Annotated in this window: 19 protein-coding genes; 12 read left to right on the top strand and 7 right to left on the bottom strand. The window is 67.0% G+C overall.

Annotated features, from left to right (window positions below; all coding sequences use genetic code 11):
• Positions 1 to 126 precede the first annotated feature (126 nt).
• The 3 genes from AB0M45_RS26430 to AB0M45_RS26420 all read left to right on the top strand — a co-directional run bounded on the left by AB0M45_RS26430 (position 127) and on the right by AB0M45_RS26420 (position 3,781).
• Complete coding sequence (locus AB0M45_RS26430; protein ID WP_364334647.1) at positions 127 to 1,098, top strand: enoyl-CoA hydratase/isomerase family protein; 972 nt, start codon at positions 127 to 129, stop codon at positions 1,096 to 1,098.
• Entirely contained in the window at positions 1,095 to 3,344 is a 2,250-nt protein-coding gene (locus AB0M45_RS26425; protein ID WP_364334644.1) for a molybdopterin-dependent oxidoreductase, read from the top strand. The genes AB0M45_RS26430 and AB0M45_RS26425 overlap by 4 nt, the downstream gene beginning before the upstream one ends.
• 260 nt (positions 3,345 to 3,604) lie before the next feature.
• Entirely contained in the window at positions 3,605 to 3,781 is a 177-nt protein-coding gene (locus tag AB0M45_RS26420) for a hypothetical protein (RefSeq protein WP_364334641.1), read from the top strand.
• Positions 3,782 to 3,804: 23 nt separating this feature from the next.
• Here the strand turns inward: AB0M45_RS26420 and AB0M45_RS26415 are convergent, their stop codons facing one another.
• The 3 genes from AB0M45_RS26415 to AB0M45_RS26405 all read right to left on the bottom strand — a co-directional run bounded on the left by AB0M45_RS26415 (position 3,805) and on the right by AB0M45_RS26405 (position 7,630).
• Positions 3,805 to 6,018, bottom strand: a complete 2,214-nt coding sequence (locus AB0M45_RS26415) for a molybdopterin oxidoreductase family protein (RefSeq protein ID WP_364334638.1) — start codon at positions 6,016 to 6,018, stop codon at positions 3,805 to 3,807.
• Positions 6,019 to 6,244: 226 nt separating this feature from the next.
• Positions 6,245 to 6,889, bottom strand: coding sequence for a hypothetical protein (locus tag AB0M45_RS26410; protein ID WP_364334635.1), 645 nt, complete (start codon positions 6,887 to 6,889; stop codon positions 6,245 to 6,247).
• A gap of 240 nt (positions 6,890 to 7,129) precedes the next feature.
• Complete coding sequence (locus tag AB0M45_RS26405; protein ID WP_364334632.1) at positions 7,130 to 7,630, bottom strand: CGNR zinc finger domain-containing protein; 501 nt, start codon at positions 7,628 to 7,630, stop codon at positions 7,130 to 7,132.
• 25 nt (positions 7,631 to 7,655) lie between these two features.
• Between AB0M45_RS26405 and AB0M45_RS26400 the strand changes: the two genes are divergently transcribed.
• The gene (locus AB0M45_RS26400; RefSeq protein ID WP_364334629.1) at positions 7,656 to 7,817 is read left to right on the top strand and encodes a hypothetical protein; all 162 of its coding nucleotides are present in this window, start codon (positions 7,656 to 7,658) and stop codon (positions 7,815 to 7,817) included.
• Positions 7,818 to 8,143: 326 nt separating this feature from the next.
• Here AB0M45_RS26400 and AB0M45_RS26395 read toward each other — a convergent pair whose 3' ends face one another.
• The gene (locus AB0M45_RS26395; protein ID WP_364334626.1) at positions 8,144 to 9,178 is read right to left on the bottom strand and encodes a hypothetical protein; all 1,035 of its coding nucleotides are present in this window, start codon (positions 9,176 to 9,178) and stop codon (positions 8,144 to 8,146) included.
• A gap of 710 nt (positions 9,179 to 9,888) precedes the next feature.
• Between AB0M45_RS26395 and AB0M45_RS26390 the strand changes: the two genes are divergently transcribed.
• Together AB0M45_RS26390 and AB0M45_RS26385 are read left to right on the top strand one after the other, a co-directional pair.
• Positions 9,889 to 10,605: a metal-dependent hydrolase gene (locus tag AB0M45_RS26390; RefSeq protein WP_364334623.1), complete on the top strand. Its 717-nt coding sequence runs from the start codon at positions 9,889 to 9,891 to the stop codon at positions 10,603 to 10,605.
• A gap of 238 nt (positions 10,606 to 10,843) precedes the next feature.
• Complete coding sequence (locus AB0M45_RS26385; protein WP_364334620.1) at positions 10,844 to 11,842, top strand: SMP-30/gluconolactonase/LRE family protein; 999 nt, start codon at positions 10,844 to 10,846, stop codon at positions 11,840 to 11,842.
• A 63-nt stretch (positions 11,843 to 11,905) separates the two neighbouring features.
• On the opposite strand, the gene AB0M45_RS26380 is transcribed toward AB0M45_RS26385, so the two are convergent.
• Positions 11,906 to 12,997, bottom strand: a complete 1,092-nt coding sequence (locus AB0M45_RS26380) for a hypothetical protein (protein WP_364334617.1) — start codon at positions 12,995 to 12,997, stop codon at positions 11,906 to 11,908.
• A gap of 415 nt (positions 12,998 to 13,412) precedes the next feature.
• Between AB0M45_RS26380 and AB0M45_RS26375 the strand changes: the two genes are divergently transcribed.
• The 3 genes from AB0M45_RS26375 (at position 13,413) to AB0M45_RS26365 (ending at position 16,681) form a co-directional block, all read left to right on the top strand.
• Positions 13,413 to 14,246 (top strand): family 1 glycosylhydrolase, encoded by an 834-nt coding sequence (locus AB0M45_RS26375; RefSeq protein ID WP_364334614.1) that lies wholly within the window; start codon positions 13,413 to 13,415, stop codon positions 14,244 to 14,246.
• Positions 14,247 to 14,482: 236 nt separating this feature from the next.
• Positions 14,483 to 15,307 (top strand): proteasome subunit beta, encoded by an 825-nt coding sequence (prcB, locus tag AB0M45_RS26370; RefSeq protein WP_364334611.1) that lies wholly within the window; start codon positions 14,483 to 14,485, stop codon positions 15,305 to 15,307.
• A gap of 456 nt (positions 15,308 to 15,763) precedes the next feature.
• Positions 15,764 to 16,681: a hypothetical protein gene (locus AB0M45_RS26365; RefSeq protein WP_364334608.1), complete on the top strand. Its 918-nt coding sequence runs from the start codon at positions 15,764 to 15,766 to the stop codon at positions 16,679 to 16,681.
• 309 nt (positions 16,682 to 16,990) lie between these two features.
• Here the strand turns inward: AB0M45_RS26365 and AB0M45_RS26360 are convergent, their stop codons facing one another.
• Positions 16,991 to 17,173: a hypothetical protein gene (locus AB0M45_RS26360; protein ID WP_364334605.1), complete on the bottom strand. Its 183-nt coding sequence runs from the start codon at positions 17,171 to 17,173 to the stop codon at positions 16,991 to 16,993.
• A 205-nt stretch (positions 17,174 to 17,378) separates the two neighbouring features.
• Between AB0M45_RS26360 and AB0M45_RS26355 the strand changes: the two genes are divergently transcribed.
• Positions 17,379 to 17,666, top strand: coding sequence for a hypothetical protein (locus AB0M45_RS26355; protein ID WP_364334602.1), 288 nt, complete (start codon positions 17,379 to 17,381; stop codon positions 17,664 to 17,666).
• Between the two features lie 130 nt (positions 17,667 to 17,796).
• Here the strand turns inward: AB0M45_RS26355 and AB0M45_RS26350 are convergent, their stop codons facing one another.
• Positions 17,797 to 18,435, bottom strand: coding sequence for a TetR family transcriptional regulator (locus AB0M45_RS26350; RefSeq protein WP_364334599.1), 639 nt, complete (start codon positions 18,433 to 18,435; stop codon positions 17,797 to 17,799).
• A gap of 61 nt (positions 18,436 to 18,496) precedes the next feature.
• Here AB0M45_RS26350 and AB0M45_RS26345 point away from each other — a divergent pair, with 61 nt between their 5' ends.
• Both AB0M45_RS26345 and AB0M45_RS26340 read left to right on the top strand, forming a co-directional pair.
• A complete protein-coding gene (locus tag AB0M45_RS26345) occupies positions 18,497 to 19,261 on the top strand; it encodes an SDR family NAD(P)-dependent oxidoreductase (protein WP_364334596.1) in 765 nt (254 codons plus the stop codon).
• Positions 19,258 to 19,761, top strand: a complete 504-nt coding sequence (locus AB0M45_RS26340; protein WP_364334593.1) for a VOC family protein — start codon at positions 19,258 to 19,260, stop codon at positions 19,759 to 19,761. Before AB0M45_RS26345 ends, AB0M45_RS26340 begins: the two co-directional genes overlap by 4 nt.
• Positions 19,762 to 19,782: the final 21 nt, after the last annotated feature.

Raw genomic sequence — 19,782 nt, 5'->3', positions numbered from 1 at the left:
CACCCCTTGACACACCCATTATGGTGTATGCCATAGTCGGTACCGGGCCGCGCACCCCTCGAAACACCTTCGCCCGGGCACACTCTCGCGTTCCGACCGCTGACACGCGCACCGAAGGAGCCGCCGATGTCCGCCGCCGACCTGCACCTGGAGACCATCGAACTCGAACGAGACGGGCGAGTACTCACCGCGCGCGTCGTGGCACCACCGTGGAACTTCGTCACCCCGGCAGTCGTCCGCGACCTCGACACCCTCACCGCCGCCGTCGACGCCGACGACACCGTCGGCGCAGTCGTGCTCACCGGCGGACTACCCGGCCGCTTCCTCACCCACGCCGACCCCGCCGCCCTCAGCGGCATGATCGACCTGCCGCACCCGTTCATCCCCGCCCGCGCCGCGGCACCGTTCCTGCGCGCCACCACGGCCGCGCTGCGCCTGCCCGGCGCGGCGGCACTGGTCGAACGCCGCGGCGGCGGACTCGGCGCGGGACTGGTCTGGGGCTACCGCTGGAAACGCACCACCTTGCGGATGAACCGCTCCGGCGTCGCCTACCTCGCCGCCATCAACGGACCCGCACTCGGCGGCGGCCACGAGATCGCCCTGTCCTGCGACCTGCGCTACGCCGCCGACGCCGACCACGTCCGCCTCGGCCAGATCGAGACACTGGCCAACCTCATCCCCGGCGGCGGAGCGACCCAACGCCTGACCCGCCTGCTCGGCGCCGCCAAAGCCATCGAGGTCACCCTCGAAGGCGCGCCCGTCACCGCGCAGGAAGCCCTGCGCCTGGGGCTGGTGCACCGTGTGGTCGCCGCCGAGGAACTCCTCGCCGAAACCCAGGCGACCGCCGTCCGCCTGGCCGCCCGCAACCCCGTCGTCATCGCCGAACTCAAACGCGCCGTCTACTTCGGCACCGACAAGTCACTGTCCCGCGGCCTGGACAGCGAACAGGCCGGATTCGTCTCCGTCGGCACCACCGCCGCGGCCGCCCGCACCACCAAAGCCTTCTTCGAGGACCTCGACCGCCTCGCCGACACCCCATTCCTCGCCGACCCGAAACCATGGCTGGACGGCACCCGCGTAGACCAGGTGAGCAAATGACCACACCCACCACACCGCCAGCCACCGAAGCGTGGCACAAGACCGCCTGCATCCTCTGCGAGAACAACTGCGGACTGCTCATCCAGCTCGACGACCGCCGCTTCGCCAAGATCCGCGGCGACAAAGACCACGTCGCCTCCGCCGGCTACACCTGCAACAAAGCACTGCGGCTGGACCACTACCAGAACGGCGGAACCAGGCTCACCACCCCGCTGCGCCGCGAACCCGACGGCAGCTTCACCGAAATCGACTGGGACACCGCGATTTCCGAAGTCGCCGCACGACTGACCAAGGTCAAGAACAGCTACGGCGGCGACAAGATCTTCTACTACGGCGGCGGGGGACAAGGCAACCACCTCGGCGGCGCATACAGCACCGCCCTGCGCCGCGCCCTCGGCAGCCGCTACCGCTCCAGCGCCCTGGCCCAGGAGAAAACCGGCGAAGGCTGGGTCGACGCCCACCTCACCGGCGGACACACCACCGGCGACTTCGAACACGCCGAAGTCTCGATCTTCCTCGGCAAGAACCCCTGGCAATCACACGGCGTCCCACGCGCCCGCACCGTCCTGCAACAGATCGCCAAAGACCCTGCCCGCACCATGATCGTCATCGACCCGGTCCGCACCGAAACCGCCGACCTCGCCGACATCCACCTCCAGGTGCGCCCCGGCACCGACGCCTGGTGCATGGCCGCCCTGCTCGCCGTCCTCGTGCAAAACGACCTCCTCGACCGCACCTTCCTCACCGACCACACCACCGGCTCCGACACCGTCCTCGCCGACCTCGCACACATCGACGTCGCCGCCTACGCGGAAATCTGCGGCATCCCCGAACACCTGCTGCGCAGCACCGCCCACCGCATCGGCACCGCCGCCAGCGTCGCCACCTACGAAGACCTCGGCGTCCAGCAGAGCCCCAACAGCACCCTCATCTCCTACCTGAACAAACTGCTGTGGCTGCTCACCGGCAACTTCGCCAAACCCGGCGGCATGCAACCCCATTCGTGGATGGCGCCACTGGCCGGTTACAGCCGGCAGATCAAACGCAGCCCGGTCACCGGCGCACCCCTTTTCGGCGGCATGCTGCCGTGCAACAGCATCGCCGAAGAGATCCGCACCGACCACCCCGACCGGTTCCGTGCCATGATCATCGAGTCCGCCAACCCGGCCCACTCGCTGGCCGACTCCGCCGCCTTCCGCGACGCACTGGACGCACTCGACCTGGTCATCGTCATCGACGTCGCCCTCACCGAAACCGCCCGGCACGCAGACTACGTCCTGCCCGCGGCCAGCCAATTCGAGAAATGGGAAGCCACCTTCTTCAACCTCGAATTCCCGCACAACACCTTCCACCTACGCGTCCCCGTCCTCGACCCACTGCCGGGCACCCTGCCCGAACCGGAAATCTACGCCCGGCTGCTGCGCGAACTCGGCGCCGTCGGCCGCGGCAAACTCCGGCTGCTGCGCGCCGCGGCGAGGCTCGGAAGACGCCCCTACGCCTGGACCTTCGCCGCACTGCTGGCCATCGACAAGTCCCTCGGCGGCCTGGCCCCCTACGTGCTGTACGAAACCCTCGGCCCCACCCTGCCCAACGGCGCCCGCTCCGCCGCCGTGCTGTGGGCGCTGGCCCAACGCGTCGCCAAGGTCTACCCGACGGCACTGCGCCGCGCCGGACACCGCGACGCCGACGCATTGTTCGACGCCATCCTCACCAGCCGGTCCGGAGTCACCTTCACCATCGACGACTACACCGACGCCTGGGACTACCTGCCACACTCCGACAAACGCATCCCCCTCGCCATCCCCGAACTCCTGCACGCCCTACGCGAACTCGCCGCCACACCCGCCACCCACACCACCGCGGAATTCCCGTTCGTCCTCGCCGCGGGGGAGCGGCGCTCCTTCACCGCCAACACCATCTTCCGCGACAACACCTGGCGCCGCCGCGACCCCGAAGGCGCACTGCGCCTCAACCCCGACGACGCCACCCGCCTCGGCCTCACCACCGGCGACCGCGCCCGCATCACCACCCGCCGCGGCAGCGCCATCGCCGCCGTCGACATCACCGACCGCATGCAACCCGGCCACGCCTCCCTACCCAACGGACTAGGCCTCGACCTACCCACCGATAACGGCACACAGCGCGTCGGCGTCGCCGCCAACGAACTCACCGACCTCACCTGGCGCGACGCCATCGCGGGCACCCCCTGGCACAAACACGTCCCCGCCCGCATCGAACCCGCCTGATCCCGGGTCACGCGACCGTTTCGCAGTGGAGGGACCAGGCGTCGCGGAGCGCGCGTCAGCGACAGACGGGGTGCCGCCTGATGGTGAAGCGCGTGCAGCCTCCGCGGCCGGTCCCCACTCGCACGACACGGCGAGCACCTCGTGCGCAGAGACGATCAGCGTTTACCGCACCACCCCGACCATTCGGCTTCTTCCTCCCCGACGCCGCCGCCCTATCCGACGACGCACCCGAACCACACGTCTGGGCCGAAGCATTCCTGATGACCGCGGTCGCCACTTCGGCCTCCGGCGTGTTCCCGTTCGGCGTGGCACATGCCGAAGCGAGCTACCTGCCCGATCCACGCGGCGGCACACACCGCTGGCTGCATCTCGGCGGAGCCGCCCACATCGGCAGGGAACTCCGCCTCGGCTACCGGGTCACGGTGCAGGCGCGCTGACACCGGCGGCGCACCGTGCCACGTCAGGCGTTCGGCGCGGGGTCCCGCTCGCTCACCTGATCGCGATCAGCCGATTCGACGGGCCCGCGCGTCACCGCCACCCACGTGTTGTTCACCGCCGCGGCCCCCGAGAACATGTCTGTCAACGCCGGATCATGCAACAAGTTCACATTCGCCCCCGGCAATGCTGCCGCCACCGTCCAGCCGACACCCGGCTCCTGATGACCCCACCCATGCGGAATCGCGACCGTGCCGACCCGGATATCGTCACTGACCTCCAACGGCACCACGATCGACCCGGTCCGCGAACGCACCGTCACCCGCTCGCCGTCACCCAACCCGCGAGCGGCCGCGTCCTGCGGATGCATCAGCGCCGTGCACCGATCCCGCCCCTTCACCATCGCAGGCACATTGTGCAGCCACGAATTGTTACTGCGCAGATGACGGCGACCGATCAACTTCAAATCGAAGCCCTCCGCCGGTGTCGTCAGCGCCTTCCCGTCCCGCGCATCCGCCAGCACCTCCCGCGCGGCAGCCACGAATTCCTCCGGCGCCAAACACACCTTCCGATCCTTCGTCCCGATCAACGACCGCAGCCGAGGCCGCAGCGGTCCCAGATCGATCCCCCCAGCCGCCGCACGCGCCTTACCCACCGTCAACCCCTTACGACCACGCCGCAACACCCCATACGGGCCCGTCGCCACCCCGGCCGCGGCCACCCGCACCGGACTGATCCGATCGAACACCGCATTCAGCACCCGCCCGGTGAACCGGCGCGCGGGCAACGGCACCATCTCGGTGATCAACCGCGCCATGATCTGCCAATCCTCCAACCCGTCCGCGGGCGGCTCGAACACCCGCGCATCGAAACGCAGGTTGTTCCGCACACTGAACAGCGGGAACAGGATGTTGACGTCCTCGCGCTCCAACGGCGAAATCGGCGGCAAGATGATGTCGGCGTGCCGCGTCGTCTCCGTGACGTACATGTCCACCGCCACATAGAAATCCAGCGAATCCAGCGCCGCACCCAACTGACCGCGCTGCGGCGTCGACAACACCGGATTGCCCGCATACGTGATCATCGCCCGGATCCGCCCCGGGCCCTCGGTCAGGATCTCCTCCGCCAACGCCGCCACCGGCAACTCCGAACGGAACGACTTGTACATTCCGGACCGATCCGTCCACGCCCCGTACCCCATCGGCAGATACTTCGCATACCGCGCTGCGTCGATCGGCGGCGTCGCGAACATCTGCCCACCCGGCCGATCCAGATTGCCCGTCACCGCGTTGATCGCGTTCACCAACCAATGCGTCAGCGTGCCAGTCACCTGCTGACACACCCCGATCCGCGCGTACAGCACCGCCGACCGCGCCGCCGCATGCTCCCGTGCGAACTCCCGAATCGTCTCCGCACCCACACCCGCGTACGGCGCCATTCGCTCCGGCTCCGCCTCGGCCACCAGCGCACGCAACTGCTCCCACCCCGTACCTGCCGCGCGAACCGCCTTCGCGTCACACAGCTCCTCGACGACCAGCACATGCAACATCGCCAGCAGCAGATACACGTCACCACCCGGGCACACCGCGACGTGCTGATCGGCCAACCGCGCCGTCTCGGTCCGCCGCGGGTCGATCACCACCACCTTCCCGCCGCGCCTGCGCACCTCACGAATCCGCTGCTTCGCATTCGGCATGGTGGTGATCGACCCATTGGAGACCGCGGGATTCGCCCCCAGAATCACCAGCCGATCGGTCCGATCGATATCGGTCACCGGCATCAGCACATTCGAGCCGAACATCCGCCAGGCCACGAACTCCTGCGGGAACTGATCGATCGACGACGCCGAGAAGAAATTCCTCGTCAACAACACCGCACGCAACATCACCGCATACAGCACCGACGAACTGTGCGCCGCCGGATTACCCAGATACATGCCGATCGCGCTGTTCCCATGCGCACGGCGCACCTCCCGCAACCGCCGCCCGATCTCCCGGAACGCCTCGTCCCAACCGATCGGCTCGAACGACGAACCCACCCGCCGCACCGGAGTACGCAACCGATCCGGGTCGTGATGCAACCCGCCCATCGCCGTCGCCTTCGGGCAGATGTACCCGTTCGACAGCACGTCCGCCGGATTACCTTCGATCCGCCTCACCCGGTCACCCTCGACCGTGACCAGGATTCCGCAGTGCGCCTCGCACAACGTGCACTGCCGGGCAATAGTGCGAGCACTCATGGATTTCACCTTCTGCCGGGTCGCTCCCCACAGGCTAACCGGGCCCGTCATTTCCGTATAGTGCTCTATGTTTGGGGATCCGCGGCAACACAGGCCGAGCACCAGCGGCGACCACATCGGTGGCGACCACATCGCGCAATAGAGCAGATATCACCACATTTCCCGGACGTACCGGAAATCGTCCGCACCCAGCGGCGAACCGATTGCTCGCCAAAGGGGGAGCGAGCTACACGCTCGAGGTACCCGCGGTCGTCCCGCTGGCGACAGCCTCCGCGTTCGCGGGAGCGAATCCCGGCAAGAACCGATTCGCCGTGGGAATCATCAGATGAATCAGCGGGCCGATCCCGAAGGCGTACACCAGAGTTCCGATACCGACGCTGCCGCCGAGAACCCACCCGATCGCCAACACCGTCACCTCGATCGCCGTGCGCACCACCCACACCGATTCACCGGTCCGCCGAACCAGTCCAGTCATCAACCCATCTCGCGGCCCCGGACCCATACCGGCCCCGATGTACAACACACTCGCCACCGCGTTCAGCACCACCGCGACACCCATCGCACCCACCCGCACCGCAAGCGAATCCCACGACGGCAGCCACGCCAACCCCGCATCCACCGACAACGCGATCACCACGACATTGCTGACCGTGCCGAGACCAGGCAACTGCCGCAATGGAATCCACGCCAGCAGCACCACGACACCGGTAATCGCCGTCACCGCACCGAAACTGATCGGCACATGCCGCGCGACTCCCTGATGGAACACATCCCACGGATCCAGGCCCAGCCCAGCCCGCACCATCACCGCCATCGAAAACCCGTACAACCACAACCCGACATACAACGCGATCAACCGACGAACCAGCATCGCCCCAGCCTGCCCACAACTGGACCCGACAACCAGAGCCACTCACCAATCACTGGCCCGCAAAACAGAATCCACCGAGCAGCATCACCGCATACCAGTACCACTCGTTTCATCACAGTGACGTTTCTATGCGACCAGGGCCCCCGGGGCCAGGGGAGAGGAATCCAGCAAATTCGCAATACTCACCGGCCATCCCAAGACCGCCCTCGGTCAACAGGCGATCCGGGGCGACGACTCGTCTCAGGCCGAGCGGCGCGTGCGATGCTCGGCGACGTGCACCCGATTCGAGCAACGCGTCGAGCAGAACCGGCGCCGCCCATTGCGGGAGGTGTCGATGAACACCAGCCCGCAACCGGCCCGGGCGCAGCGCCCGATACGGTTCGAATCCTCGCAGAACAGTTCCGCCAGCCCCGCCGCGGTATACGCCTTCACCCGCTCATCCATCGGCGCATCCTCACGCGCGTAGTGCAGGTGCGGCTTGCGTCCGTCGTGCGTGGAGATATACGGCTGACTGGTGGTCTCCGCCAGCAGCGCGTTGAGCAACTCCACGCCGGGGTTACCGAAAACCTCGTCGAGCCTGTCTATCCACCGCCGCAGTTCGGCGAGCTGGCGGGCATTCAACGACCCGAGCGGCTTGTACCCGGATTCATCCAGCAACCGGATCAGGTCTTGCTCCGGCTCCGCGTTCACCAACCGGGCGGCCAACTCGGCCGCCGCTCCACCGTAAGGGTTGAAATGCACAAAGCCATTACATCAGGCTGAGATCATGATCGCCGCCTGCCCTGCCTGCTCCTGGCCCGCACCCGTCCCGATCTCCGCACACGGCCCCGTGCGCTACCTGCGCTGCATCTGCGGCCAATGGCTGATCAGCGAACACGGCACCGTCGTCGCCACCGCTGGACACAGCACACTCGGCGACGCGGTCTGAACCACTCGAAGTTCGCAATATTCGCAAACGGAGACGGTTTCCATTACCGCAAAGATCCTGCCACGGATGTGCGGATCACAACGCGGCGACATGGCTCACGCGGGAATCCAGCAGCCAGCCCGAGCAGACCGAGACGAACGATCGAGCGATGACGGCAAACGCACATCGCACAGCAGCACAGCCCGCACGCCAGCCATGCCGAAATTTGCGCCGATAATCTACATTATGTCAAGTAAGGCCGCACCTGACCGGATCACACCGGCCGTTTCCCCCGCCCTGGTCTCGGTGCCGGACCAACCCCGCATGATGGTCCGGCACCGAGACGATCAGGACAGTGCGTCGGCCAGCTCGGCGTGGAGGTCGAACAGGGCCGGAATCTGGTCTGCCGGACGGCGGCCCATGCCGCACTCGGTGGCGATGCCGAAGTCGGTTACCGCGGTGCGGGCGGCTTCGATGCGTTGCAATGCTCCCGCTCGGCCGTCGGTAGCGTGGACCAGGCCGAGATAGAGGTCGGTTGCAGCTGGAAGAGCAAGGTCGGCAAGGGGTTTGAAGTACTCGGCGTCGGTGCGCGAGCGCGGGACCGGCAGGTGGATCCACTGCACGGGTCGATCCAGCCCAGCCACGATACGGCCTGCGACGGCGGCCAGCCGGCCGGTGTCGACGGGTTCGGCGAAGTGGCGGTGGCCGAAGTCGCCATAGCAGAGGTGATAGCCGAGTTCGACCGGTTCGGGTACCGCGGCGCCCAGCCGGACGAGCCGCTTCCCCACTTCCTCGAGCTGGGTCGGATAGTCGGTTCCGAACCAGGATGGGAACACGCCCTCGAAGATCGCGAACTCCACCGCGGTATCCCATTGCACCGCAAGGTCCGCACCCGGAATGCCATCCAGGATGATGGCGAGCTCCGCGAGCAATTGCGCCTCGTACCTGCGCTCCAACTCCCCCTGCGGTCCCGCGACGAACGCCCCGATCACCGCGATCGGTGTCGGCAGGCACACCTGGAACCGGGTGCCCTCCGGGATCGCGCCGTCCTCGCGCAGCTGGCGGAACACTTGCCATGACTCGAGAGCGGCGTCCGCGTACCCCAACGGACCGAAGTCGATCGATGCTGCATCCACACCTGGCTTGGGTTGCACTCGTTCACTGGGCCCGTATTCCGGACTCGGTGGCGGAACGGTTTCCAAGTCCGGATGCGCTTGCATCTTGGGCAGTTGCCAGACCACCCAGTTGTCGCGCACAGCGGTCTCCCCGTCCGGAATGCGCTTCAACCGGGTCCCGATCCGGCGCGCCGCTTCCGAGAAAACCGTCCGGGCATCCGTCAACGGCACGCTGCCGCACAGATGGACTCCGCGACCCCTACCCACCGCAACCTCCTACACATGGCCTACCGCTACTCGAGCCGACCTGGCCGAAACCAGCCAGTTGCCATGCACCCTCGCCAGGCTCGGATCGAGAGCGCAGCAATCGATCAGGTCGCGCTACGCGATGCAGCGTAGGCGCGGGCAGGACGCCTGATTCCCCACCTCTGGGAAACAAGCAGCCACCGGTTCACTGGTGGAATGCGACGCTGTTGCGGTCCTCGTCGGACTGCATGCCGACGGCGACGCACCATGGTTCAACTCGTGGACCCGCCTGCGTGCTCCCCCGGGGCACGATCGCGTCCATCCACCTTCTCCTTGTGGTTCTCGAGACGTAATGGTGGACGAATTCCGGACATTTGTGTTGAGTTACATGCATATATACGCAGATTTACGTATCTAAATGTTATGTAAGCCATGCGTCAAGTTGAACTGCCATACTCGCGTGAAGTGTTCGGGTGACCTCCGAGAGCACCACGCTTCCCGCGCCGCTCCCCTTCCCGCGCCCCTTCCCGCGCCCTCAGCCCGACGACAAGCACTTCCCTGCCCCACCGTCGAGCCTTCTCCCCCGAATCGGTCGATCCGCAGCCCGCAAAAGACAAGCGCGCGAGGCCGATTCCGGACAAACGGTTCGGCTTACCCGAACCCTCACCGGGCTTGCTCTACCGCACAACGCTATTCGCGTACGGATCGGAGGCTGAACTAATGTTCGAGCGGTGCTCGGACATTCACATGCGACCAGTGGCGCGTTGGCCTGGTCAGCGGCAGCGGCGGTGCTCCCGGTTACCGTCCTGACCTATCCGGCTCTGCAGGATGCGACGGGGCATCTCGGGACCGTCGATCTGCTGCTGGGAGTGTTTCTCACCGCGGGGGCCGCGCTACTGCCGGATGCGGACCATCCTGACGGCACGATCGCACACGCCTTAGGTCCGATTACGCATATCGCATGCCAGCTTATTTCGTGGATCTCGGGTGGCCATCGCCACGCCACGCATTCTTTGACGTTCGTCGCGGCCGTCGCATTCGGAACCTGGGCGGGCGAGCATTGGCTGGGGCGCTGGTTCACCCTGAGCCTGGTCTTCTTCCTATTGGCCTTGGCCGTGCGTGCGCTGCATCTGTGCCCGTCCGGCAACGGCTTCAAGTCGTGGGGGCCGATCGTGGTTCTCGCCACGGGAGGCACCTTCGCAATGGAACACTGGATCGCCGACAAGCCGGTCTGGCTGCCCTTCGCGGTGGGATTGGGCGCGTTGGCCCACTTGCTCGGCGACTGTCTCACCGACCGCGGTTGCCGCCTGTTCTGGCCGTTCGACATCCGCGTCAGTTTCCCGATCATCGATCGAACCGGCAACAAGGTCGAAATCTGGATCGTGTCACCGCTTTTCACGCTCGGCACGCTCGCCATCCTCTGGTACACCATCACCCACCAGCCCTGACAAACAGCACCTGAAACCGTGTCCGCCGCAGGCGATCGCGATGGCGGCGGGACCAGTCGTGGATACATGGTTAGATGCGAATATCTACGTAAGCAAATGATTTTGTTCTCTGCATACCGTCGATCATCGGCGAAGATCCATTCGGCTTCCGGCCTGCTCGCCTCCGACCAGAACCGCTCTGCCCTACTGGCGTCGTTTCCTCGAAGAATTCCGCACTCCCCCGGCTACGCTGATCCCCATGCTCGCCACGACAATGCGGCCGCAGCGCTGGACGCCGCCTCCCCCTCCGGCCCGCGCCCGTCAGACTCGTAGCATTCCACCCCTTCCCGAGGTCAGAAGGATCGAACTGCCCGGAACGGGCCCCGAGGACGTGGTGTTCTCCCCCGACGGCAGGATCGTCGCGGGCACCGATGACGGCTCGATTCTCAGCATCGATCCGGCGGCCGGCGACGTGCGCGAGCTCGCGAACACCGGTGGCCGTCCGCTGGGTCTGCACGCCGACGCCGATGGTCGCGTGCTGATCTGCGATTTCGAGCGCGGACTGCTGGAGTTGGACGCCGAAGGTACGCTCACGGTGCTGGTGGACGAGGTCGACGGTGAGCGTCTCCCGTTCGCCAGCAACGTCGTTCGCGATACCGACGGCACGATTTACTTCTCGTCGTCGTCCCGGCGGTACTCCCTGGCCGAGTACATGGGCGACATCCTGGAACACTCCGGCACGGGCCGCCTGTTCCGGCGCGGTCCCTCGGGCTCGGTGCAGACGCTGATAGACGATCTCCAGTTCGCCAACGGCGTCGTCCTGGCACCCGACCGTTCCTGCGTGCTGGTCGCCGAGACCGGTGGCTACCGGGTGACTCGCTACTGGCTGACCGGCCCGAAGGCGGGAACGTGGGACCGGCTGATCGAGAACCTGCCCGGATTCCCGGACAACATGGGTCTCGGCAGCGACGGCTTGGTCTGGATCACGCTTCCTTCACCGCGAAATCCCTTGCTGGACCGCCTTCTTCCATTGCCGGGCATTCTGCGGCGCATCGTGTGGGAGCTACCGGCGTGGGTGCAGCCGAAGCCGACGCGAACGGTGTGGGTGATGGCGGTCGATTTCGACGGCAAGGTCGTGCACGATCTGCAAGTCGAAGGAACGGATTACTCGATGGTGACCGGTGTGGTCGAGCAGGACGGCGCGCTGTATCTGGGTAGCCTCACCGAGTCGGCGGTGGCCGTGTCGCGAGTGCCGTAGCGACGGTGCGCCGGGCGGAGCGGGGCACGGTGTTCATGCCCCGCGATGCGCGCTGTCATGGGGCTAGAGGAGATCTTCCGGGTCGGCGTCGGCTTCGAGGCGGACGTCGGTGGTGAACCGGGATTCGGCGTCGTCGCCGTCGGTGTGCGCGGCGTAGAGCAGCAGGCAGCCGCGGATGCCGTCGAGGAGGTCCTCCAGGAGGTCGAGGGCGGGGCGGGCGGGGTCGAGGCGGCTGATGCGGAAGCCGGTGAGCATCGCCTCTCGCGTGTCGGCGTCGACGCCGAATCGGTGTGCCTGCGCTTCGATTTCGGCGACCCGGGCGACGAGGCCCCACGGGGCCGGGACGCGGCCTTCGTGCACGGCCACGGCTTCGGCGATCAGTTCGAGGACGACCTCGGTGGGGGTGTCGCCCGCAGCGAGTCGTTCGAGGACGAGGGTGGGGGTCTCGACTTGGAGTGCTTCGATGTCGTCGGCTTCGGCGACGACATCGGTGGTGGGTACGTTCGCGGTCTCGCCGGCGACCTCTGCCGCGGCGTACAGCCAGTGTGCGGCGGCGACCGAAGCGGAAGCCGGGTCGAGTTCGGTGAACAGTTCGATGGTGCCGAGCGGGTCGGCGCGCAGGAGTGCGTCGGCGGCGTGGACTTGGGCCGGGGACACGTCGGGGCGGGACAGTTCGACGGCTTGGCGGGCGCGGCCGGAGAGGTCGCCGCGTTCGGCGGATTCGATGGCTGCCTGTTCCGCGCGTACTTCGGCGATGAGGGTGTCGCGCAGGGCGTCGTCGTCGATGTCGTGCAGGGTGCGTCCGATGCGGTGGGCGGATTCGACTACTCCGCTGTAGGAAACGAGGAGGCCTTCGTCGGTGGGCAAGTTGGGGCTGCGCAGCCCTGCTTCGACTTCTTTGAAGTTCCTGCGTTCCTCGGCGCGCCGCCACGCTTCGCTGTTGGGGATGTCGGGGTCGCCCGCGGCGCTGGCCGGATGGGTGTAGGTGCGCCACTGGAACCGCGACAGGGTGGTCAGGTTCGACGCCAGATCGGTTGCCTGGTCCGTGGTCACAGGCGGGGGCAGCGTGGCCACCGTTTGGGCGAGGTCGCCTCGTCCGGTCGCCCAGATGGCGACGAGGGCGGTGCGGTCGGCATCGAATGCGTATCTGGTCACCCGGCAAGTCTGGTCGATCGGCGGCGGATGCGCGCGGTCAATTGCTGCGCTCCTGGCGCGGCCTGCGGCGTTTCGCGAGGACGCGCGGGGAGGATGGGGCCGGTTGTCGTTCACGGAACCCAGCGGCGGCTCGGTGCCGGCCCCGCTCGCGACGTTGCCGCGGTCGCATCAGTTCTCGGCGGTGAGTTGGGCGAGAATCCTTGCGGAGCATCGAATGCGGCGGCGACAGATGGTGGCGCGTGCGGTTCCGCATCGCGATGAGGCGCTGAGTGGGCGAACCGCAGGGCCGGGCCGCTGCCTCCGGGGGGCGTGGAGTCGGCACGGCGGTATCGAGCACGGATCGTGTCGGTTTCGCGACCGGCGACACGCGGATACATGCACCAAAACACAGCAATCATCCAGTTACGCTACGGCGATGCGTACGCCCAGTTCCCGTCGCGGGTTCGCCGCGCTGTCCGCCGCGGCGACGATGCTGATGGTGTCCGGCGTTTCCGCTGCTCAGCCACCTCGGGAAGTGACGCCGTTCGAGACGGACTTTTTGTGGGGGGTGGCGTCGTCGGGGTTTCAGTCCGAAGGTCATGCGCCTGACAGCAACTGGTCGCGCTACATCGCGTCGGGTGCGACGGCCGATCCGTACCGCGATTCGGTGGACTTCACCGGCCGCTACATCACCGATATCGATCTGGCGGCGCGGTTGGGTGTGCGGGTCTACCGGGTGGGCATCGAGTGGGCGCGGTTGCAGCCCACGCCGGGCACCTGGGACGAGGCGGCGTTCGGTTTCTACGACAATGTGATCGCCCGGATTCTGGCGGCGGGGATGCGGCCGATGCTGACCTTGGATCACTGGGTGTATCCGGGATGGGCGTTGGATCGTGGCGGGTGGCGCAATCCGGGGATGGTCGAGGACTGGCTGGCGAATACGCGCAAGGTGGTGCAGCGGTATGCCTCGCGGGGTCCGTTGTGGGTGACGTTCAACGAGCCCGCCGCGTATGTCGGCACGGAGTTGCGCACGGGCGGGCTCAGCGTCGAGGAGGCGCCGGCGATGTTGGATCGGATCGCCCAGGCGCACAACGAGATATACGACGTCATCCATCGGCACCGGCCGGACGCGATGGTGACCAGCAATCTGGGCTATGTCGCGGGTGCGGAGGCGGAGGTCAATCAGCCGATTGTCGATCGGATCTCGGCGAAACCGATCAGACGTTGGCCCGCCGACCGACCGATGCGGTCGATGCGTATACGCGGCTGATTCGCCAGGGTGGTGTGGCGCCGAACTATCGGCCGACGCGCGCTGCAGTCCCCTGCATCGAGATCGATGCTCCGGACGCCTGCGCCGGGGAGGGGCTTGCCGGGGGGGTGATGGGTTCCAGGGTCTTCGGTGGGCCATGTTCGATGGGCGGCGTGGGGTGATGCGGTTCCGGTAACGTCGGCGGGAGTACGTGTCGCGTTCGCGGGTGGTGCACGATCCGCCCGGAAAGGTGATCCATGACGTCCGACAGTCACCTGCCGCTCGGTCTGCGGTATCCGGCGGCCTCGTTCTCGGAGTGCCTGCGCCGGTATGCGCCACAACTGCTGCCCGACCCGGATGTCGGTGGTGGGGGCGATGCGGACATCGCGCCGCACGGGACGACGATCGTCGCGGTCGTTTATCGCGGTGGTGTGCTGCTGGCCGGTGACCGCAGGGGCACGATGGGGCACATGGTGGCGACGCGCGATATGCAGAAGGTCGTCATCACCGATACCTATTCGGCGGCCGGTTTCGCGGGCACGGTGGGGATGGCGTTGGAGATGATCCGGTTGTTCGCGGTCGAGCTGGAGCACTACGAGAAGATCGAGGGAGCGTCGCTGACCTTCGATGGCAAGGCTACGAAGTTGTCGGCGATGGTGCGCGCCAATCTGCCTGCGGCCCTGCAGGATATGGCGGTGGTTCCGCTGTTGGTCGGCTATGACACGGATGCGGTGGATCCGGAGCGGGCGGGGCGGATCGTGTCGTACGACGCGGTGGGCGGTCGTTATGAGGAGCGTTTCGGCTATACCGCGGTCGGTTCGGGTTCGGTGTTCGCGAAGTCGTCGCTGAAAAAGACCTACCGCGGCGATATCGAGCAGCAGGAGGCGCTGCGGATGGCGGTGGAGGCGCTGTTCGACGCTGCCGAGGACGATACCGCGACGGGTGGGCCTGATCTGCTGCGCGACCTCTATCCCACCGCGGTCGTGGTCGATGCGGACGGGGCGGTCGAGGTTGTGCCCGAGCGTCTCGCGGAGATCGCCCGCACGGTCGTGGACGCCCGTGCGGCGACAGAAGGGCACTGAGCGGTGTGCGCCTCTGGGCGGCTGCTGTCGCCGTGAAAGGGTTGTTCGCGGCGACTTCTCGACACTGGGAATTGTGATCGAAGTCCCAGGCTCGGCTTGTTAGGCCTGTCACAGTAATATCGCTCGGTCGCGCTCGGCGAAGCTCCGGTGCACCGGAAATTCAGCGGCCCACAACCGGAATGAGCGGCAAAAGTCAAGATCGCGCCGGTGACGAAATGTTACCGGCGGGTTGGATCACATCTGCTCCCCGCATCGCTGGGAGCTGCGACAACGCGTGGGAGATCGATCACGCTTGTCCCCTTTCGGCGAGGCGCTTACGGTGAATTCGTCGATGGCCGATGGCGCCCTTCGAATTCCACCTCATCGAGAAGTTGCGATATTTCTACCTTCAGGGCAATTTGTGCGTTATCACCCTGGGCGGCAGTGCAATTCACGCAACATGGCGAAACTGGAGCAATGGTTCAACCAACCCCCTGGCAAGTGTCCGAAGCGCGATACCGCCGCGGCCGCGGCGCCGATCACCCGGCACCCGGCGCGACAACACGACGGGGGCCGGCTCTTCGATCGAACTGGGGCTTTCTGTGTGCCGCCGCCGCGAGCGCGGCCGGCTTCGTCTTGCTGTTCCAGCCGTGGATCTCGGCGTCCGGAGGCGGTGGAAAGGTCGGCTCCGACGCCTTCGGCCGGATCAACGGGTTCACCGATGGCTTCGACGCGTGGTCGACCTCGAAGCTTCGTGAGGTGAGCATCGTCGGTGGCTGGGGTTTGGTCGCGAGCGCGGCGATGGTCACGACCGTTTTCGCAGTCGTAGCGCATGCGCGGCTGCGTACCCCGATACTCGCGCGCCTGGTGATGGGTTCCAGTGCGGCCGTGGCGATTCTCGTGCTCGCCATGCTGCTGTACCTCGATGGCAAGGGGGCGGACCTGCGCCTCCTGATCGATCAGGGCGATGGCTTCAGTTCGGGGCTGCTGCGGGTCTTCGACACCAGTGGGACGATCGCGCCGGCGGCGGAGGGGCGCCGGATCTCCAGTGCCAGTTTGACACCGGTGGCCTTGGCCGTGGGCGTGATGACCTCCGGCGCCGCGGTGGCCGCGATCGCCCAAGGTACCCGCCGATACGGCCTCAGCCCGATGCAGGCGGTGTGGCGGTTCATCACTCCGGAGCCTGTCGCGCCGGCACACCAGGAAGCCACCGAACAGCCGCGCACGCAGGAGCAGCCAACGGCTACGGACAGCGACCAGCTGCTGTGGGACCAACTGGTGTTCGACGATGATCTGGTCGCGAACGTCACCTGGGTCCGGAATCCAGCGAACCCGCTGGAGGGCGACAGCTCTGGGCACCGCCCGGCGACGCCCGCGCCCGCACTCACCCGCTAGCGGCATGTGACGCTGCCCGCCCCGGTGCCGGTTCCTGCACCGGGGCGTCGTGGTCTGCGCATATAGTGCGGGTCAGTCCGGCAGTGGCGGTAGCCCGAGATTGTCGTGGAAGGTCGCGCCGAGGTAGTCGGAGCCGACGATGCCGCGGCGGCGAAGTCGGTGGCGTCCGCCTGTTCCCGGGCCAGGCGGCGCGCCTCGGCCTCCATGGCGCCGTAGGTCACGGCGAATCGGCCGCACAGTGGCCATGCACCGCCAAGGGGCGAGCCGTTCGAACGCGGCGGACCGAACCATGGACGTCCAGGCACGGACTTAGGCTTGGGACGGTCCGTCATCCGGGCGCTTGCCGACGGCTGGATCGGCCGCACGCGGCACCCGCACCACTCCGGTGTCGAGATCGATGTCGAACCGGGGAGTGTGTGCCTGCCCGTCGCCGGCTTCACTGCCCTCGTGGGCCAGTTTCTTACCCGGAAACAGTTCCCCGATGACGCCCATACGGTCACGATACGCCCCGGTAGGTGTCCGGACGCGGGGCATTTGTCTTCCCCACGGCCCACTCCACCAGGATTCGCCTGGGCGCCGCCACGAGCCGAAGGGCCGGTTTTGTTTTCGCCACCCGCAGGGCGGCCGCTCGGCTAGCATCGTGACCTACTCCCGATAGACCGAGGACCACGGCGCGGGGAGCACCGGGCGACACAGTATGAACGACAGATCTGCCTACCGGATGGAAGAAGACGCCAACCTCGCCCAGGCTCGGGTGTTCCTGGAGTTGCTTACCGTGCGAGCGCGAACGCTGACGCGGGAAATCGGATTCGCGCATCGCGGTGATCCCGCCGTGCGACAGCAACTGCAGTCCGAACTATGTACCGTGCGTCGCTATTTCGACCGCCTGCACCGCAGATTCCCGGAAACGACCGGCGCGCATGGCAATCGGCAGCTGACCGCAGCCCATGGGTATGGAATCCCAGCGCGGCGGACAGCGGGCTGAGCAACGCCGCGACAAGGGAATCGTCGGCGTGACGGGTAACGGACCGGCGCACGGGCGGCGCGGCTCGTCCGCCGCCTGTGCCGCGCTGCCTGCCGCGGGCAGCGGTAGCGGTGTGCTGCTCGCGGCGCTGTCAGCGTCCCGGTGCGGACGCCGTGTGGGCGCGGGCGGGCACGGTGAGCATGGCGACGATCATGTCCACGATCTCCGCCGCGTCCTCGGGGCGGGCGATACGGACGCCGGATTCGAGGGTGCGCTCGTAGTCGGCGATCAAGGCGAACATGACGGTGGCCATGGTCTCCAGGCGCTGTCTGCGCAGGCGGTGCGGCAAGCCCCGCAGTGCGGCGTCGAGCCGGGTGGCGATGATGCGGACCGCCGCGCGGTCGGCTCCGGCGAGGCGGCGCGCGTCCGCCACCGCCGGATGGGTTCGCACCACTTCCAGGAACCGGCCCAGGTGGGTTACCCGGTCGTCGCGGAGCAGCTCCAGGATCGGCGTCGCGAGCATGGCGACGAGCATGGGCAGGTCGTTGGCGCCACCGTCGGCCTCATGCGCGGCCAGCAATTGCATGCGCCGCTGTTCCAGCCAGTTCATCCGCCGCTCGACGATGGCTTCGATCAGTCCGTTGCGGGAATCGAAGTAGTAGTGCACGGCCGAGTTGTTGCGCTGGCCCGCAGCGGCGGCGATGTCGCGCAACGGCACGTCGACGCCGCGCTCGGCGATGAGGCGTTCCCCGGCGTCGAGCAAAGCGGTGCGCGAATCGTCGCTCGGCATATCCGCACTGTACTAAACACGAGTATTGACGATGTTAAACACAGATGCTTAATTATACATCGTGGATAATGTGGCGGTGGTCACCGGGGCCGCGTCCGGTCTTGGCGCCGCTCTGTGCCGCAGCCTGGCCGCGCAGGGCGTCGCGGTCGTGGCTGCCGACATCGACGCCGCCGGACTGGTGGCGCTGGCCGCGGACACCGGGATCCACACGCAGGTCGTCGACATTTCCGACGACGAGCAGGTGCGCCGCCTGATCTACGGCGCCGCGACCGAGCTGGGACGCATCGACTACTTGTTCAACAACGCGGGCATCCGCCTCGGCGGCGCCGCCGACCAGACTTCCTTGTCGCAGTGGCAGCGGATCGTGGATGTGAACCTCTGGGGCGTGGTGCACGGGACGCGGCACGCCTACCCGCTGATGCGCGCGCAGGGCTTCGGGCACATCGTGAATATGGCGTCGCTCGCGGGAGTGACACCGGTGACGCCGTCGGCCGCGTACGCGATGACCGAGCACGCGGTGGTCGGATTGAGTACCTCGCTGCGCGTCGAGGCGGCCGCGGCCGGGGTGAAGGTGAGCGTCGCCGTACCGGGGCGAGTAGCGACCGACATCGTCGATTCAGGGGTCAACCTGCCGGGCTATTCGTATCGGGGGTCCCCGCGCCGCATGCCGATCGGGATGATCAGCTCCGAGCGGGCCGCCGAGTACGTACTGCGCGGCATGCGCAAGAACAAGCAGTACATCGTGTTTCCGCGCTACAACCGGGCGGTCGTCGCCGCCTACCGGTGGTTTCCGAGCCTGATGAGCCGCATCGGTGGCCGCCGATGATCGCCGGTGGCCCGATCTTTCAGCTGTGCTGGGTGGTGCGCGACCTGGCCGCGGCGCGGGATGCGTTCACCGCGCGGTACGGGGTCGCGCATTGGTTCACCGTTCCGGACGTGCACTTCGGCCCCGCCTCGGCCGAATTACATGGTGTGCCAGCTGATTACACGATCAGCGTGGCGCTCGGTTACGCGGGTGGGCAACAGGTGGAGCTGATCGAACCGCGTGGCGGCGTGAGCCTGTACTCCGAGCATCTCGATCGCGTCGGTCCCGGACTGCACCACGCCGCCTGGGTGCCCGACGATTTCGACGCCGCGCTCGCCGAGGCTCGTGCCGGAGGTATCGCGATCGCCGGGCGCGGCAGGTTCGAGGGGGTCGGGATGGAGTTCGCCTATCTCGAAGGTGGGCCGATCGGCTCGTGTTTCGAGTTGCTGCGGCTGTCGGAGGGGATGAAGGCGATGTTCGACCAGTTGATTCCGGAAGGCTTCACCAATCCATGGCAGTAGGCGGCGCTCCCACCCGGCCGT

This window comes from Nocardia sp. NPDC051787 (assembly GCF_040681325.1).
GTDB lineage: Bacteria > Actinomycetota > Actinomycetes > Mycobacteriales > Mycobacteriaceae > Nocardia.
Note: the sequence above shows the minus strand (reverse complement) of the source record. Positions and strands in the feature narration are given on the sequence as shown.

Bases quoted from the DNA above. Each gene is read 5' to 3' on its own strand.
- AB0M45_RS26430 (WP_364334647.1), top strand. From the start codon at position 127: ATGTCCGCCGCCGACCTGCACCTGGAGACCATCGAACTCGAACGAGAC.
- AB0M45_RS26425 (WP_364334644.1), top strand. From the start codon at position 1,095: ATGACCACACCCACCACACCGCCAGCCACCGAAGCGTGGCACAAGACC.
- AB0M45_RS26420 (WP_364334641.1), top strand. From the start codon at position 3,605: ATGACCGCGGTCGCCACTTCGGCCTCCGGCGTGTTCCCGTTCGGCGTG.
- AB0M45_RS26415 (WP_364334638.1), bottom strand. From the start codon at position 6,018: ATGAGTGCTCGCACTATTGCCCGGCAGTGCACGTTGTGCGAGGCGCAC.
- AB0M45_RS26410 (WP_364334635.1), bottom strand. From the start codon at position 6,889: ATGCTGGTTCGTCGGTTGATCGCGTTGTATGTCGGGTTGTGGTTGTAC.
- AB0M45_RS26400 (WP_364334629.1), top strand. From the start codon at position 7,656: ATGATCGCCGCCTGCCCTGCCTGCTCCTGGCCCGCACCCGTCCCGATC.
- AB0M45_RS26385 (WP_364334620.1), top strand. From the start codon at position 10,844: ATGCTCGCCACGACAATGCGGCCGCAGCGCTGGACGCCGCCTCCCCCT.
- AB0M45_RS26375 (WP_364334614.1), top strand. From the start codon at position 13,413: ATGCGTACGCCCAGTTCCCGTCGCGGGTTCGCCGCGCTGTCCGCCGCG.
- prcB (WP_364334611.1), top strand. From the start codon at position 14,483: ATGACGTCCGACAGTCACCTGCCGCTCGGTCTGCGGTATCCGGCGGCC.
- AB0M45_RS26365 (WP_364334608.1), top strand. From the start codon at position 15,764: ATGGTTCAACCAACCCCCTGGCAAGTGTCCGAAGCGCGATACCGCCGC.
- AB0M45_RS26360 (WP_364334605.1), bottom strand. From the start codon at position 17,173: ATGGGCGTCATCGGGGAACTGTTTCCGGGTAAGAAACTGGCCCACGAG.
- AB0M45_RS26355 (WP_364334602.1), top strand. From the start codon at position 17,379: ATGAACGACAGATCTGCCTACCGGATGGAAGAAGACGCCAACCTCGCC.
- AB0M45_RS26350 (WP_364334599.1), bottom strand. From the start codon at position 18,435: ATGCCGAGCGACGATTCGCGCACCGCTTTGCTCGACGCCGGGGAACGC.
- AB0M45_RS26340 (WP_364334593.1), top strand. From the start codon at position 19,258: ATGATCGCCGGTGGCCCGATCTTTCAGCTGTGCTGGGTGGTGCGCGAC.